Annotated in this window: 14 protein-coding genes; 10 read left to right on the top strand and 4 right to left on the bottom strand. The window is 37.5% G+C overall.

Going from position 1 to position 15,768, the window contains the following annotated elements:
- A partial coding sequence (dxs, locus tag A0F92_RS08370; protein WP_068244178.1) for a 1-deoxy-D-xylulose-5-phosphate synthase occupies positions 1 to 1,236 on the bottom strand: 1,236 nt, incomplete at its 3' end.
- Positions 1,237 to 1,408: 172 nt separating this feature from the next.
- Here dxs and A0F92_RS08365 point away from each other — a divergent pair.
- The 3 genes from A0F92_RS08365 (at position 1,409) to A0F92_RS08355 (ending at position 4,628) form a co-directional block, all read left to right on the top strand.
- The gene (locus A0F92_RS08365; RefSeq protein WP_068244175.1) at positions 1,409 to 2,458 is read left to right on the top strand and encodes a sensor histidine kinase; all 1,050 of its coding nucleotides are present in this window, start codon (positions 1,409 to 1,411) and stop codon (positions 2,456 to 2,458) included.
- A gap of 24 nt (positions 2,459 to 2,482) precedes the next feature.
- Positions 2,483 to 3,217, top strand: coding sequence for a LytR/AlgR family response regulator transcription factor (locus tag A0F92_RS08360; RefSeq protein ID WP_068244172.1), 735 nt, complete (start codon positions 2,483 to 2,485; stop codon positions 3,215 to 3,217).
- 115 nt (positions 3,218 to 3,332) lie between these two features.
- On the top strand, positions 3,333 to 4,628 hold the full coding sequence (locus A0F92_RS08355) for a M28 family peptidase (protein ID WP_068244208.1): 1,296 nt from the start codon (positions 3,333 to 3,335) through the stop codon (positions 4,626 to 4,628).
- On the opposite strand, the gene A0F92_RS08350 is transcribed toward A0F92_RS08355, so the two are convergent.
- Positions 4,625 to 5,380, bottom strand: coding sequence for a geranylgeranylglyceryl/heptaprenylglyceryl phosphate synthase (locus A0F92_RS08350; RefSeq protein WP_068244169.1), 756 nt, complete (start codon positions 5,378 to 5,380; stop codon positions 4,625 to 4,627). The two genes, A0F92_RS08355 and A0F92_RS08350, sit on opposite strands and share 4 nt — an antisense overlap.
- 606 nt (positions 5,381 to 5,986) lie before the next feature.
- Between A0F92_RS08350 and A0F92_RS08345 the strand changes: the two genes are divergently transcribed.
- Positions 5,987 to 9,349, top strand: coding sequence for a vitamin B12-dependent ribonucleotide reductase (locus A0F92_RS08345; RefSeq protein WP_068244166.1), 3,363 nt, complete (start codon positions 5,987 to 5,989; stop codon positions 9,347 to 9,349).
- A 120-nt stretch (positions 9,350 to 9,469) separates the two neighbouring features.
- Positions 9,470 to 9,949, top strand: coding sequence for a YcxB family protein (locus A0F92_RS08340; protein ID WP_253810292.1), 480 nt, complete (start codon positions 9,470 to 9,472; stop codon positions 9,947 to 9,949).
- A gap of 18 nt (positions 9,950 to 9,967) precedes the next feature.
- Here A0F92_RS08340 and A0F92_RS08335 read toward each other — a convergent pair whose 3' ends face one another.
- Positions 9,968 to 10,399 carry a GNAT family N-acetyltransferase gene (locus tag A0F92_RS08335; protein ID WP_068244163.1) on the bottom strand — a complete coding sequence of 144 codons (432 nt, stop codon included), beginning with the start codon at positions 10,397 to 10,399 and terminating at the stop codon, positions 9,968 to 9,970.
- 169 nt (positions 10,400 to 10,568) lie between these two features.
- Here A0F92_RS08335 and A0F92_RS08330 point away from each other — a divergent pair, with 169 nt between their 5' ends.
- From A0F92_RS08330 to A0F92_RS08315, 4 genes are all read left to right on the top strand, one after another.
- Positions 10,569 to 10,805, top strand: coding sequence for an acyl carrier protein (locus A0F92_RS08330; protein WP_068244159.1), 237 nt, complete (start codon positions 10,569 to 10,571; stop codon positions 10,803 to 10,805).
- A 93-nt stretch (positions 10,806 to 10,898) separates the two neighbouring features.
- A complete protein-coding gene (gene fabF, locus A0F92_RS08325) occupies positions 10,899 to 12,152 on the top strand; it encodes a beta-ketoacyl-ACP synthase II (RefSeq protein ID WP_068244157.1) in 1,254 nt (417 codons plus the stop codon).
- Positions 12,153 to 12,162: 10 nt separating this feature from the next.
- Positions 12,163 to 12,861 (top strand): ribonuclease III, encoded by a 699-nt coding sequence (gene rnc, locus A0F92_RS08320; protein ID WP_068244154.1) that lies wholly within the window; start codon positions 12,163 to 12,165, stop codon positions 12,859 to 12,861.
- Positions 12,862 to 12,953: 92 nt separating this feature from the next.
- Entirely contained in the window at positions 12,954 to 13,946 is a 993-nt protein-coding gene (locus A0F92_RS08315) for an ABC transporter ATP-binding protein (RefSeq protein ID WP_167516935.1), read from the top strand.
- On the opposite strand, the gene mce is transcribed toward A0F92_RS08315, so the two are convergent.
- Positions 13,936 to 14,340 (bottom strand): methylmalonyl-CoA epimerase, encoded by a 405-nt coding sequence (gene mce / locus A0F92_RS08310; RefSeq protein ID WP_068244149.1) that lies wholly within the window; start codon positions 14,338 to 14,340, stop codon positions 13,936 to 13,938. The genes A0F92_RS08315 and mce overlap by 11 nt on opposite strands.
- Positions 14,341 to 14,452: 112 nt before the next feature.
- Here mce and A0F92_RS08305 point away from each other — a divergent pair, with 112 nt between their 5' ends.
- A complete protein-coding gene (locus tag A0F92_RS08305; protein ID WP_253810290.1) occupies positions 14,453 to 15,616 on the top strand; it encodes an IscS subfamily cysteine desulfurase in 1,164 nt (387 codons plus the stop codon).
- Positions 15,617 to 15,768 lie beyond the last annotated feature (152 nt).

Genomic DNA, 15,768 nt, shown 5'->3' with positions numbered 1-15,768 from the left:
ATCATGCACCACCTGATCGTATGCCCTTTGCATGAATGATGAATAAATATTGCAATACACCCGCATACCTTGTGTTGCAAGTCCTGCACTGAGTGTAGCGGCATGTTGTTCGCAAATGCCTACATCAAATGCGCGGTCGGGCATTTTTTCCATCATGAATTTTAAGGATGAGCCACTGGGCATAGCCGGGGTAACGCCCATGATGCTGGCATTTTGTTCTGCCAATTCAATAATGGTATGCCCAAATACGTCCTGATATTTTGGGGGTTGAGGTATATCGGAATGTTTTTTATAAATTTCACCGGTAACCTTATCAAATAAACCGGGTGCATGCCATTTAGTTTGGTCTTTTTCGGCCAATGCATATCCTTTTCCCTTAACGGTAATAATATGCAGTAATTTAGGCCCGGGTATATCACGCATATCTTTAAGGGTATCTACCAATTTGGTGATATTGTGCCCGTCAATAGGCCCGAAATAACGTATTTTCAGCGATTCAAACAGGTTACTGCTTTTGCTTACCATACCTTTTAAGCCGGCTTCCATTTTACTGGCAATATCTCTAGTAAAGTTTTTTCCGGCGGGTAGTTTTCCCAAAATGTTCCATATTTCATCCCGCATTTTGTTATAGGTATGGGAGGTAGTAATATCTGTTAAATATTCTTTCAATGCACCTACATTGGGATCAATACTCATGCAATTATCATTTAAAATAATTAACACATCGCTATCGGCAACACCGGCATGGTTCATAGCTTCAAAAGCCATACCTGCAGTTAAGCTTCCATCGCCAATTACCGCAATACTTTTTCTATTTTCGCCTTTATATTTTGCTGCCATTGCCATACCTAATGCGGCTGAAATGGATGTGGAGGAATGTCCTACACCAAAAGTATCATATTCACTTTCCGAACGTTTGGGAAAGCCGCTCAATCCTTTATATTTTCTGTTGGTAATAAAGTTATCTCTTCGGCCGGTTAAAATTTTATGGCCATAAGCCTGGTGTCCAACATCCCATACCAACTGATCGTAGGGGGTATTGTACACATAATGCAAAGCAACGGATAGCTCCACCACGCCTAAACTGGCAGCAAAGTGCCCACCATGAACACTTACCACATCAATAATATACTGCCGCAACTCGTCACATACCTGATGCAGTTGTGTACGATCTAATTTTTTTAAATCGTCAGGAGAATCAACTTTTCTCAATAAAACGCCGGGCTTTATGTCCATTCAAAAAAATTTAAAAGTAAAAATAGCAATTTATAAGCTAAATGTATACAACAGTATAAAATTGCTTTGGTTCAGTTTTTTAAATCATGTGTTTAACCAAACAGCACCGATATTTTGCCTTTAATCAAATTCGCTATATTCGGTTTTTATTTTAAGACTACTTTCATACTGCATGAGAAACAAAATATCAACATATTGGTGGTGCCAGATTTTGGGTTGGAGTGCCTATACCCTTGTTTGGACCTTCTTTTATTTTGCCATCCGTTCAAAACCGCAACCCTTCTTTTTTCAAAGTTTATTTACCGATGCGTTTTTAGGATTGGTGATTACCCACCTGATGCGCATGGTGATTAAAGGATTTGATTTGATTCGGTTCGATTTGCAGAAACAAATTTTTTTGCTACTCATTACGGCATTGGTATTTGCTTTATTGGATTCATTGGTTTTTGTTTCACTCATCGGTTTATTTAACTGGGAGCTGCCTCAATTAAAACAATACAGTTTTGGAAACAGGGTGGCAAGGGCATTATTAACCACTTTTTTGTTTTATTTAATCTGGAATTTTATTTATTTCACCTATCACTATATTCAAAAAAGCAGGCGCGATGAATTAGATAAAATACGACTGCAAAGTTTAGTGAAAGAGCTGGAATTGAAAACCATCAAATCGCATATCAATCCGCATTTTATTTTCAATGCGTTGAATAGTATCAGGGCATTGGTAGATGAAAACCCACAACGGGCCAGAACGGCCATTACAGAGTTGAGTAATATTTTAAGAAGCAGCATGCAGTCAGAAAAATTAGAACTGGCTCCTTTTGAGAGGGAATTGAATATTGTGAAAGATTATCTGGCTTTAGAACATATCCGTTTTGAAGAACGTCTGCAAGTTGAATATGATATTGATGAAGATACTTTAGAACAGCCCATTCCGCCTATGATGCTGCAAACATTGGTAGAAAATGCCATTAAACACGGCATCAGCCAGCAGCGAGATGGTGGCATCATAAAAATTATCTCTAATTTCAAAGAAAATCACCATGAATTAATAGTACAAAATTCCGGAACTTTAAATTCGCAAAACAATACCGAAGGTTTTGGCATTACCAGTACACTAACACGGCTAAATTTGTTATATGGAAAAGAAGCTAAGTTTGAGTTAAATACCATTTCTGATGAAATGGTAGAGGCAAAGGTAATTTTGCCGGTTCAGGTTAAATGAAAATATTTTTAAACAGAATACAATATGCCCATTAAAGCAATTATTATTGATGATGAACGATTAGCCCGTAACGAGCTAAAAAAATTATTGCAAAACCACAGCGATATTGAAGTAATTGAAGAGGCCGCAAACGTGGATGAAGGAATTGAAAAAATTGAATTGTACAATCCGGAATTAATTTTTCTGGATATTCAAATGCCCGGAAAAACGGGTTTTGATTTATTAGAACAGGTTGAAAAAGCACCCAAAGTAATTTTTACCACAGCTTATGATGAATATGCCATTAAAGCTTTTGAAGTAAATGCATTAGATTATCTTTTAAAACCCATTGAACCTAAAAGACTCAGTGATGCAATTGCAAAGCTGCAGGATGAATTGTTTAAAGAAAAATTAGGCTTAAATGGTCAGGTAAACCGTGGCCCACTCACTGAAAATGATCAGGTTTTTGTAAAAGATGGTGAACGGTGCTGGTTTGTAAAACTAGGCGAAATTCGTTTGTTTGAAAGTGTGGGCAACTATGCCAAAGTGTATTTTGGCAGCAATAAACCACTTATTTTAAAATCGCTCAATGCATTAGAAGACAGGTTAGATGACAAAATGTTTTTTCGTGCCAATCGTAAACACATTATTAATTTACGATGGATTGAAAAAATTGAACCTTACTTTAATGGGGGCTTGCTAATTGATTTAAAAGGAGGTGAAAAAGTAGAAGTGAGCAGGCGGCAAACCGTTAAGTTCAAGGAAATGATGAGCCTGTAAATTTATTTGTGGAATTACTTCAACTATCCATTTTTTGTACAAAACAAGATGATTGCCCAATAACCTGTTTTATGCAGTTGCTTATTTCAATACAAACATCATAACAAATACAAATATGCGCTTTCTCAAAACAATTTTATTGTTGGTTTTAACTGTAGGAACACTGGTTGTTCATGCACAAACTGCTCTTGAAAAAATAATTACCGAAAAAGAAGTAACACGAATTGAAAATATACTGGCTGCTGATGATATGCAGGGCCGAAGGGTGTTTACACCTGGTATTGAAAAAGCTGCCGGTTTTATAATCGATGAATTTAAGGAAGCGGGTTTGCAACCATTAGAAGCCGGCAGTAGCTATCGTCAAAACTTCATGATGCTAAAACCGGAGCACAGTACTGCCAGTTTGCAGATAGACGGGAAGGAAATTCCTGCCAATCAATTTATCATTCGTTCTCCGGAAAAAAACCTTGACATCAATGAAAATTCCGGCTATACCCAAGTTACTATACCTGCCGGTAGTGATTTCTTCACGCATTTATTAGAATTGCTACAATCCAATCACAATCAAATCATTTTTATTGATACGGCATTTACAAAATATTTTCCAAGGTTATCTTATTTTTCGCGTCAGTTTCTACAAAATGCAGCTTCTGCCATTTTTGTTTTAACAGTTCAAACCCATCCGGAACATTTCCAATTAAAGGCACAGCAAACTTTTACAGAAATGCCTTTAAGCAATATTGTAGGTATAATACCCGGAAAAAAATTGCCGAATGAGTATGTTATTTTCTCGGGCCATTACGACCATTTAGGTATTGGTAAACCGGTAAATGGAGATTCGTTGTATAACGGTGCCAATGATGATGCTGCCGGAACAACAGCCGTAATTATGTTGGCCAAATGTTATGCACATTTAAATAATAATGCAAGAACCTTGGTTTTTGCAGCTTTTACTGCAGAAGAAATTGGTGAATATGGTTCAGCTTATTTTTCAGAGCAATTCAATCCCGATGCGGTGAAAGCCATGTTTAATATTGAAATGATTGGAACCGAAAGTAAATGGGGTACCAATAGTGCTTATATTACCGGATATGATAAAACCGATATGGGGCAAATCATGCAACGCAATTTAAGAGGAACACCGTTTACATTTTATCCGGACCCATATACCGAACAAAATTTATTTTATCGCTCAGATAATGCCACGTTAGCCAAAAAAGGAGTGCCGGCCCACACCATATCAACTTCAAAAATGGATAATGAGCCTAACTATCATAAACCCAGCGATGAGGTGCAAACGCTTAACTTAAATAATATGACGGCTATTATCAGAGCTATTGCCCTTAGTGCACAATCTATTGTAAATGGAAAAGATACCCCAACCCGGGTAGATACTACTCAGTTGCGTTAAATTTTAACAGGAACGGAATGAATGGCATCACTTAGTTCTTTAATAAGCGATGCATCTTTTTCAATAGCATTACCTACAACAATTATGTCAGCTCCGGCTTTACAGTTTAAATAGGCCTTTTCAGCATCTGTAATGCCACCTCCAATAATTAAAGGCACTTCTATATGTTGTGCTACCAATGCAATCATGGTTTCGGTTATTGGACGTTTGGCACCACTTCCGGCATCCATGTAAATGAGTTTCATGCCCAGCATCTCTCCGGCCATAGCCGTACACATGGCAATATCATTTTTGTCGGATGGAATTGGCGTTGCATTAGATATATAAGAAACCGTAGTAGGCGCGCCTCCATCAATAACCATATAGCCGGTGGGTATAATTTCCAATCCGCTTTTCCTCACAAATGGGGCACTTACAACATGCTGACCAATCAATAATTCAGGATTCCGGCCCGAAATAAGCGAAAGATATAATAGCGCATCTGCATATTTACTTACCTGTGAAGGTGAACCCGGGAACAATAAAACGGGAATATTACAAGCAGCTTTAATTTGCCGAATGCATTCATCTAAATGATTGGAAATAACCAAACTTCCGCCCACCAAAAAATAATCTACCCGGGCATCTACTGATAACTGCACCAATTGTTCGATAGAGGAATGATTTACCTTATCTGGATCAATTAATACAGCAAAAGATTTTTTACCTGTCTGCTTTTTTTCCGTAATCTGATGATACAAGGTTTGCTTCATGCAAAAAATTGTAGGTGACTGACTTATTGCAAAAATGCAAAAATTTTTTGTTTTATTCGCTTAAATTAATAAGTATCTGTTGTAAAGCCATGAAATAATACTTTTTTATTGATAAAAAAAATCTGCAAATCGTTTATGGTATCTGGTTTTTTCATCGTTTTTTGAATTGCGGCCATAAAATAATTAGCAATTATTTAGAGGGCAAAAATCTCAATTTAGCTGCTTTTGATGTAATTTTTCAATCATAAATATGTGCTGTTCAATTGTGCCGGTTATGTAAAATGTTTATTTGAACTTTAAATATACGTTGGGTGAGCGGGTGTGGATGCACTTATATGTAAAAATAGTATCATTTTTTGTACACAAATAATAGGAATTTTGTTTGAAACGGCAAGCATTTATTTTCAAAATATTATCTACATGTGTTAATATTTTTTGAAATGCAAACAGGCCTTGAATCTACAACTTTTTAACAAGGTTTTTCCACAATCTGTTAATATTTACAATAAGGTTTTTTATTTATGAAAAGATATTTTCGTTAACCGCTATCCGTAACAGGATATCCTGTAAAAAACATCATTCATTGTATTACTAAACTAAAGGCTCATGGCACCCGCATCTAAAAACAAAGGCTTACAATTTAAACGCCGCTATACCAAAGAAGGTATCAGTCCATTTGATTTGTTTGAATACGATTACAGAACCAGCATCATTAAAAATCCGAATGGAGAAGTGGTTTTTGAAATGAACAATGTAGAAGTGCCAAAGCAATGGAGCCAAATTGCAACCGATATTCTAGCACAAAAATATTTTAGAAAAGCAGGCGTACCCCAACCCGATGGAACCACCGGTCGTGAAACTTCTGTTAAGCAGGTGGCGCATCGTATGGCCAATTGCTGGAAAGTATGGGGCCAACGCTACAATTATTTTGCCTCTGAACAGGATGCACAGGTGTTTTATGATGAGCTGGTATTCAGTATCCTCAATCAATCCTGCGTACCCAATTCGCCACAATGGTTTAATACCGGTTTGTTTGAAAGTTATGGTATTACCGGTAAACCGCAAGGGCACTATTATGTTGATCCCAAAGACGGAACTTTAAAAAAATCACAAAATGCATATGAAAGGCCACAGCCTCATGCCTGTTTCATTTTATCTGTTAAAGATGACTTAGTGAATGAGGGTGGAATTATGGATTTATGGGTACGTGAAGCACGTATTTTTAAATATGGCAGCGGTGTAGGTACCAATTTTTCACAAATACGTGGTGAAGGTGAAAAATTAAGCGGCGGAGGAACCTCAAGTGGGTTGATGAGTTTTTTGAAAATTGGCGATCGGGCTGCAGGTGCCATTAAATCAGGCGGTACTACCCGCAGGGCTGCAAAAATGGTGTGTCTTGATTTAGACCATCCGGAAATCATGAAATTTATTAACTGGAAGGTGGAAGAAGAAAATAAAGTGGCGGCACTCATAGCAGCAGGTTATGATTCCAGTTATGAAGGAGAAGCTTATTTAACCGTTTCTGGACAAAATTCCAATAACTCTGTCCGTATACCCAACAGCTTTTTTGAAAAATTAGAAAAAAATGAAAAATGGGAACTGAAAGCCCGCACCGATGGCCGTGTGATGAAAACCATTCCGGCAAGAGAAGTTTGGAACAATATTGCTTATGCTGCCTGGCGTTGTGCCGATCCCGGTACCCAGTTTGATACTACCATTAATGAGTGGCATACTTGTCCACAGGGCGGGCGCATAAATGCCTCTAATCCATGTAGTGAATACATGTTTTTAGATAATACTGCCTGTAATCTGGCTTCCATTAATCTCCGCAAATTTTTTAATGAAGCAAACAATACGATTGATGTAGAAGGCATAGAATATATTAGTCGTTTATGGACTGCTGTTTTGGAAATTTCTGTGTTAATGGCTCAATTCCCATCCAAGGAGGTGGCACAATTATCATACGATTACAGAACACTGGGTTTGGGTTTTGCCAATTTAGGAACCATATTAATGTTAAGCGGCATTCCTTATGATAGTGAAGATGCCCGTGGCATTGCCGGTGCAGTTACTGCCATCATAACAGGTACTGCCTATAAAACCTCTGCAGAAATGGCTGCCTTTTTAGGTCCTTTTAGAAAATTTGAAGAGAATAAAGCCGATATGCTTCGGGTAATGCGCAACCACCGTGCAGCGGCTTATGATGCCGAAGAGGCTTATACCGGCTTGCAAATTAAACCGGTTGGAATAAAAGCCCAATATTGTCCCGATTATTTGCTGAAAGCCGCTACCAAGGCATGGGATGATGCAGTACAACTGGGGGAAAAATATGGCTACCGTAATGCACAAACTACCGTAATTGCCCCAACAGGAACCATTGGTTTAATTATGGATTGTGATACCACAGGCGTAGAGCCTGATTTTGCGTTGGTGAAGTTTAAAAAATTAAGTGGTGGTGGTTACTTCAAAATCATTAACCAGGCTGTTCCCAATGCATTGAAAAATTTAGGCTATACCGAGGCTCAGATAAAAGATATTGAAAATTATGCAGTAGGAACCGCCAGTTTTGAAGGGGCACCCTTCATCAACAATACTACATTGGCCGCAAAAGGACTTATACAGGAAGAAATTGCCAAAATTAATCAGGCTGCAAAATCAGCTTTTGAAATTGGATTTCTTTTCAATCGCTTTGCATTAGGCGATGCTTGTATGCAACGGTTGGGTTTTAAAGAAGAAGAATACAGTAGCTGGGATTTTAATATGCTGGAAGCATTGGGTTTTACAGAAGATGAAATTGAAGCAGCCAACGATTATGTATGTGGAACCATGACTGTTGAAGGTGCACCACACTTGAAGCCGGAACATTTACCGGTATTTGATTGTGCCAATAAATGCGGAAAGAAAGGGGAACGTTATATCCATGCACATGGCCATATTAAAATGATGGCAGCTTGTCAGCCATTTTTAAGTGGTGCCATTTCAAAAACCATTAATCTGCCGCATGAGGCAAAAGTGGAAGAAATTGAAGAGGCTTATTATTTAAGCTGGAAATTAGGTTTAAAAGCGTGTGCTTTATATAGGGATGGCTCTAAACTCTCTCAACCGTTAAGCAACAAATCAGACAAGAAGAAAAAAACAACCGACGAAGCCGGTCAAACACAAACTAAAGCGGCGGTTACTGAATCAGTAAAAATACCTGTCGATGCTTCTATTGTTGATTTAAGTCAATTAACGGTTGATGAGTTGTTAGAGGAAGTAACCAGAAGAATGAATGCATCTACCGACACTCAATTAAAGAGAGCTTTATCAAGAATTGTAGAGCGCAAATCATTGCCTGCAAAAAGGCGTGGATATACCCAAAAAGCAAAAGTTGGCGGCCAGGTAATCTTCTTGCGTACAGGAGAATACACCGATGGTACATTAGGCGAAATATTTATTGATTTAGCCAAAGAAGGCTCTACTTTAAGAAGTTTAATGAACTGCTTTGCCATTGCAGTTTCAGTTGGCTTGCAATACGGGGTTCCATTAGAAGAGTTTGTAGAAAAATTTGTATTTACCAAGTTTGAACCTTCCGGAATGGTAGACCATCCCAACATTAAAACCACCACCTCTTTAGTTGATTTTGTATTCCGTGCATTGGCTTTTGACTATTTGGGAAGAACTGATCTGGTACATGTTTTAAATAAACCTGAAGTTGAAAATACGGGTGTACAGGAAAATGAGTTATCTTATTTGGGAAAGCCTGAATTAAGCAATATAAGAGTAACTGCAGGATCCGGAAGCCATGCCGCTACACAAAAAAGCGCCGGTTCGTCTGCAAAAGCAAACAGTGGATTGGATATGGTGAATGCCGCAGCCAAAAATATGCAAAGTGATGCACCTGCTTGCAATACTTGTGGACATATTACTGTACGCAGCGGCACCTGCTATAAATGTTTAAATTGTGGAAACAGCATGGGGTGCAGTTAAACCTGAAAACAGTTATTATACTTTATTTTCACAATTACAACCTGTTACCTAAAAGTACAGGTTGTTTTTTATGCGTTCCTGCATCGCTGCGATTAAACTTTTACTTTTACATTTTAACTTATGATGCAATACAGCTTTTCCTATAATAAGAAAAAAGTAATTCAGGCACTACGCTACCATTTTTTTGCCCGCCAGGAAATTAAATTCATGATTATTCTGGTGAATTTGTATGCAATTTTAGCCGCCATTCTTTTCTTTTTAAAAAAAATACGGCCTGAACCTTTTGTTTTAGGCTCATTGATCTGGTTATTAATGTTGATAGCCGTTTGGTATATTTTGCCCTATTCCATCTATAAAAGAAGTATAAAAACGTTTACTGATCAATTCATCATCCGGTTTACCGATGATCAGATTTTTTTAGAAAATGAAAGGGGAGAAGCCCATTGGAAATGGGCTGATTTTGCAAAATACATGGAAAGTCCCCATTTTTTTCATCTTTATTTTAATGCAAAATCATTTTTTTTAATTCCAAAAGAAGGTGTGGAAGATGAAAATAAAAAACAAATAAGGGAGCTGTTTAAATTGCATATTCCTTCCTAAAAAACAAAGCAGATTTTTTTATCTCAAATTTTTTTCCATCATATAATGCGGAATATTTACTTCGTTAAATTCAGGGGAAGCAATTTGATAGCCTAATTTTTCATAAAACCCAACAGCCGTTTTACGGGCATGCATACACAAAACATCATAGCCCATATCTCTGGCTATATTTTCTGCATAATTCATTAAAGAACGGCCAATACCTTTGCCCTGTAACCCATCAATGACGGCCATTTGGCGTAAACGAACCTTTTTATTATCTAAAGGGGTTAATATACAACATCCTTCTAATTTATCCTCATCAAAACAGCCAATTAAAATATCATTTTTTTCTTTTTCCAGCTCTACCTGGTTAAATTGAAGCCCAAGCGGTTTGCGTAAAATCTGGTAACGTAAATCTACCATTTTCTGGTAATCATCAGTGCCGTAATCTATTATTCTTATTGCCATTCTGTATAATTTTCTACAAGATAAAAATCATTTTGAAAATACCCGAAAAAAGTGCAAAACAAAATAATGTTATTAAACTGTTTAAAAAACTTGTTAAAACAAAATTGACAGAAAACATTGGAGTTTTGTCAAAAAGTATATTTTTGCGCCTGTAACAAAACTTATTACAATGTCAGACATCGCAACAAGAGTAAAGAAAATCATTGTCGACAAGTTAGGTGTTGATGAAGCAGAAGTAACCAATGAGGCTTCATTTACTAACGATCTCGGTGCCGATTCTTTGGATACCGTTGAATTAATCATGGAATTTGAAAAAGAATTCAACATTTCTATTCCTGATGAGCAGGCTGAAACCATTACCACCGTTGGTCAGGCAATTACTTATCTGGAAGAACATGCCAAATAAGCTTTTACTCCATTGATGGAATAATGAATCCGCCTTTCTTAGGCTCCTAGCCACAGATAGGCGGATTATCACTTAAACACAGGTCCTTTAACTATGCAATTAAAACGCGTTGTTGTAACCGGATTGGGCGCTATTACGCCCTTAGGTAATACTGTAGCTGATTATTGGGAAAATCTTGTAAAAGGTGTTTCCGGGGCTGCTCCTATTACCCAGTTTGATGCCTCTAAGTTCAGAACGCAATTTGCCTGCGAGGTAAAAGGTTTTGATCCTGTTCAGTTTATGGATAGAAAAGAGGCCCGAAAAATTGACCGTTTTACACAATTTGCGTTGGTAGCCAGCGATCAGGCTATGGCCGATGCCGGTTTAAATAAAGAAAATATTAATCCCGATAGGGTTGGTGTGGTATTTGCCAGTGGTATTGGCGGTTTAATTACTTTTCAACAGGAAGTAATGGAATTTGCCAAAGGGGATGGTACACCCCGATTCAACCCCTTCTTCATTCCCAAAATGATTTTAGATATTGCTGCAGGGCAAATATCTATGCGCCATAATTTACGAGGGCCCAATTTCGCTGTGGTTAGCGCTTGTGCCAGCAGTACCAATGCTATGATAGAAGCTTATAATTTACTCCGTTTAGGAAAAGCAGATATCATCGTTAGTGGAGGAAGTGAAGCTGTTATCAGCGAAGCCGGTGTTGGCGGATTTAATGCCATGAAGGCCATGAGCGAAAGAAATGATGATCCCACTACCGCAAGCCGACCATATGATAAAGACCGTGATGGTTTTGTAATGGGTGAAGCCTCAGGTGTGGTAATTTTAGAAACATTGGAACATGCACTGGCCCGCGGAGCAAAAATATACTGCGAAATTGCCGGTGGTGGCGCTACTGCCGATGCTTATCATATTACAGCCCCACATCCGGATGGACTGGGTGCACAAAATGTAATGCGTGTGGCTTTAGAAGATGCAGGTATGCAACCGAAAGATATTGATTACATCAATACCCATGGTACTTCTACACCTTTAGGTGATATTGCCGAAGTAAAAGCCATTGTAAATGTATTTGGCCAACATGCTTATGATTTAAATATCAGTGCTACAAAATCAATGACCGGACATTGTCTCGGCGCTGCCGGTGTGATAGAAGCCATTGCTTGTATAAAAAGCGTGGTGCACGATATTGTTCCTCCTACCATTAATCATTTTACTGACGACCCTGACTTAGATTCTAAGCTTAATTTTACTTTTAATAAAGCACAAACCAGAACCATTCATGCGGCATTAAGCAATACTTTTGGTTTTGGCGGACATAATGCCTGTGTAATTGTAAAAAAATATGTAGCTTAACGCTGTGCAAATGCTACCTAAAATTTTCAGGTCATCTAAAGCAGCCTTCGAAAAAGAGTTAAAAAATGTGCTGGGTATTAAACCCGGTAAAATATCGCTGTATAAAATTGCATTAAGCCACCGCTCAGTAAAAGATACTCCGGAAGAAAATAATGAAAGATTAGAATACTTGGGAGATGCGGTATTAAGCGCCATAGTTGCAGATTATCTCTTTAAACGATATCCCTATAAAGGTGAGGGATTTTTAACAGAGATGCGCAGTAAAATGGTGAATCGTCAGCAACTCAATGATATTGCTGTAAAAATGGGTTTAAAGCGTATTACCCGCTTTAATAAGTTTGATGGTTCGCTGAAAAGCAGCCAGATTTTTGGCAATACTTTAGAAGCTATTACCGGTGCCATTTATTTAGATAAAGGGTATGAAAAAACCCGGCAATGGGTTATTCGCCAAATTTTAATTCCCCACATGTTTATTGAAGACCTGGAATTAATAGATATTAATTTAAAAAATAAATTAATAGGATGGGCCAACAGAAATGGCAAAATGCTCAATTTTGAACTGTTGGAAGAAAAATTAGAAGCAGGCAGAAGGGTATTTACCATTAATGCAGTATTAGATGGTGAAATTTTAGCGAAAGGCAAAGGCTTCAATAAAAAAGATGCCAGCCAGATTGCAGCACAATCAGCCATTGAAAAATTAGGCCTTTGATATAATAATATTACGGCCATTTTTAATGCTTCTATTCTCCTTATTTTTTTTCATCTGATACAGTTTTCAATGCTGATTAAAAAAATTGAATAATGTTTTTACAGGTAGAAAAAATTAACAAACGGTACAATCAGCATAATGATCATTGGATATTGCAGGATATTAGTTTTGAACAAAAACATCATCAAAAAATTGCATTGTCCGGTGCTTCGGGGGCAGGTAAAACAACTTTACTAAAAATTATTGCAGGATGGGAACAACCCGATGCGGGTACTATTTACTTTAAAGGCAATAAAGTAAAAGGCCCGGATGAACAATTATTGCCGGGGCATAAGGGAATTGCATTCCTCTCGCAGCATTTTGAATTGAGGAATAATTATACTATAGCTGAAATACTCGATTATAATAATCAACTTGAAAAACAGGCTGCTGAAACATTATTTGCTATCTGCAGAATTGAACACTTATTGCATCGTAAAACCAATGAAGTTTCCGGTGGTGAAAGACAAAGAGTGGCATTGGCTCGTTTATTAATTACGCAACCCCAACTCATCATTTTAGATGAGCCATTTTCAAATCTTGATTTTGATCACAAACAAATTTTAAAAACAGTATTAGCTGAAATTGCCCAAAGTAAGGAATTGAATTTCATAATGGCCTCTCATGATCCTGCAGATACACTACCCTGGGCAGATACCATCGTTATTTTAGAAAATGGACACATTATTCAGCAAGGCTCACCTCATGAAATTTATTATCGTCCCGTAAATACCTATTCTGCAGGCCTATTTGGCGATTTTAATATAATACCCGCATCGATGGCTGTGTTGTTAGCGCAGCAAAGCACGAATGCCCAATCTACAGACAATTTTATATTAAGGCCTCATCAAATAGAATTACATCCCCATTCAAATGGGCCGATTACAGGAACCGTAAAAGAGGTGCAGTTTTTGGGAAGTTATGATATGATAGTTGTGCATACATCGCAGGCCGGCGATTTAAAAGTAATGGAGCAACCAACCACACTGCAACCCGGCAATCAAGTAACTGTTACATTGAAAAATCAACCAATAATCAGCTTTTAATTTCCTGACAAAGTTCAATTAAAACACCGTTGGCAGTTTTAGGGTGTATAAAACAAACCAATTTATTGTCTGCTCCTATTTTAGGTACTTCATTAATAAAAGAAAAACCAGCCTGTTTCAACCGTTCTATTTCTTTTTCAATATCGGTTACTTCAAAAGCAATATGATGCAAACCTTCACCCCTTTTGGCAATAAATTTTGGAATAACCCCTTCTGTATCTAAACTTGCCAGTAACTCAATTTTGGATTCACCTACTTTAAAAAAAGCCGTATTTACCTGTTCACGCTCCACTATTTCCGTTTTATAGCAGGGTGTATTCAGCAGTATTTCATATTTTTCAATGGCATTCTCTAAATTTTGTACAGCAATGCCAATGTGTTCAATTTTTTGCATATATAACTATTTTCTTTACATGGTACAATACCTACCATTTCTATTTCGAAAGTAAATTTATAAAACCGAATACAGTAAATTCGTGTTGTTAGTAAGTAGTAAAAACAGATGTATGTTGAAGTTGCCCGTTTACTTAGATAATAATGCTACTACCCCGGTGGATCCCGCTGTATTAGAAGCCATGATTCCTTTTTTTACCCAACATTTTGGGAATGCAGCCAGTAAAAATCACATTTTTGGATGGGAAGCTGATGAAGCAGTTACTTATGCCAGAGAACAGGTGGCACATTTAATTGGAGCAGAGCCGAATGAAATTATTTTCACTTCCGGCGCTACCGAAAGCAATAATCTGGCTTTAAAAGGGATTGTTGAAACCTATGCAGTAAAAGGAAATCACATTATTACCCTGAATACTGAACACAAAGCCGTTTTAGATACCTGTAAACATTTGGAAAAACAAGGAGTAGAGGTTACTTATTTGCCGGTACAAGAAGATGGTTTGATAGATATAAAGGCACTAGAAGCAGCCATAAAACCTACTACCATTCTGATTGCTGTTATGTATGCCAATAATGAAATTGGTGTTATTCAACCCATTTCAACCATCAGTGCTATTGCTAAAAAGCATGGTATTTTATTGTTTACCGATGCTACTCAGGCAGTAGGCAAAATTCTAGTGGATGTTGTAAAAGATGGTATAGATATCATGGCGTTTAGTGCACATAAAATGTATGGTCCTAAAGGCGTGGGTGCCTTGTATGTGCGCCGAAAAAATCCGAGAGTAAAATTAGTGGCACAAATAGATGGAGGTGGCCATGAGCGGGGTATGCGCAGTGGTACATTGAATGTGCCCGGTATTGTTGGTTTAGGAAAAGCCTGTGAATTATGCCGTTTGCAAATGGCAGATGATGCTGCCAGAACCGCCCGTTTGCGCAATAAGTTAGAACAGGCAATATTGCAATTAGAAGGCGTTACCGTTAATGGAAATACATTGTATCGCTTGCCCAATGTTAGTAATCTTTCCTTTCAATATGCAGATGGCGAGGGACTGCTCATGGGTTTTAATAAAAACCTAGCAGTAAGTTCAGGTTCAGCTTGTTCTTCTGCTTCTTTAGAGCCCAGCTATGTATTAAAGGCCTTGGGCTTAAGTAACGATTTGGCGCATAGCTCTGTTCGTTTTAGTTTAAGCAGGTTTACCACTGAAGAAGAAATAGATTTTGCTATTCAACAAATTACTTTAACCCTTCAGGAACTTAAAATATGGAGTCATGGATAAATGGTGTATCAACATCACCCGTTTCGGGTTTAACAAAATTGTAACATCAATAATCTTTTAAAATATCTATGTATAGAGCCATTGCAGCATTTTGCTTGCTAAAATGAATATCTGTATTTCAATATTATTTTAATAAATTTGTATTATATTTA

The organism is Hydrotalea flava, from assembly GCF_001623405.1.
Classification (GTDB): Bacteria; Bacteroidota; Bacteroidia; order Chitinophagales; family Chitinophagaceae; genus Hydrotalea; species Hydrotalea flava.
The sequence above is the reverse complement of the archived record's forward strand: the minus strand, read 5'-3'. Positions and strand labels throughout refer to the sequence as shown.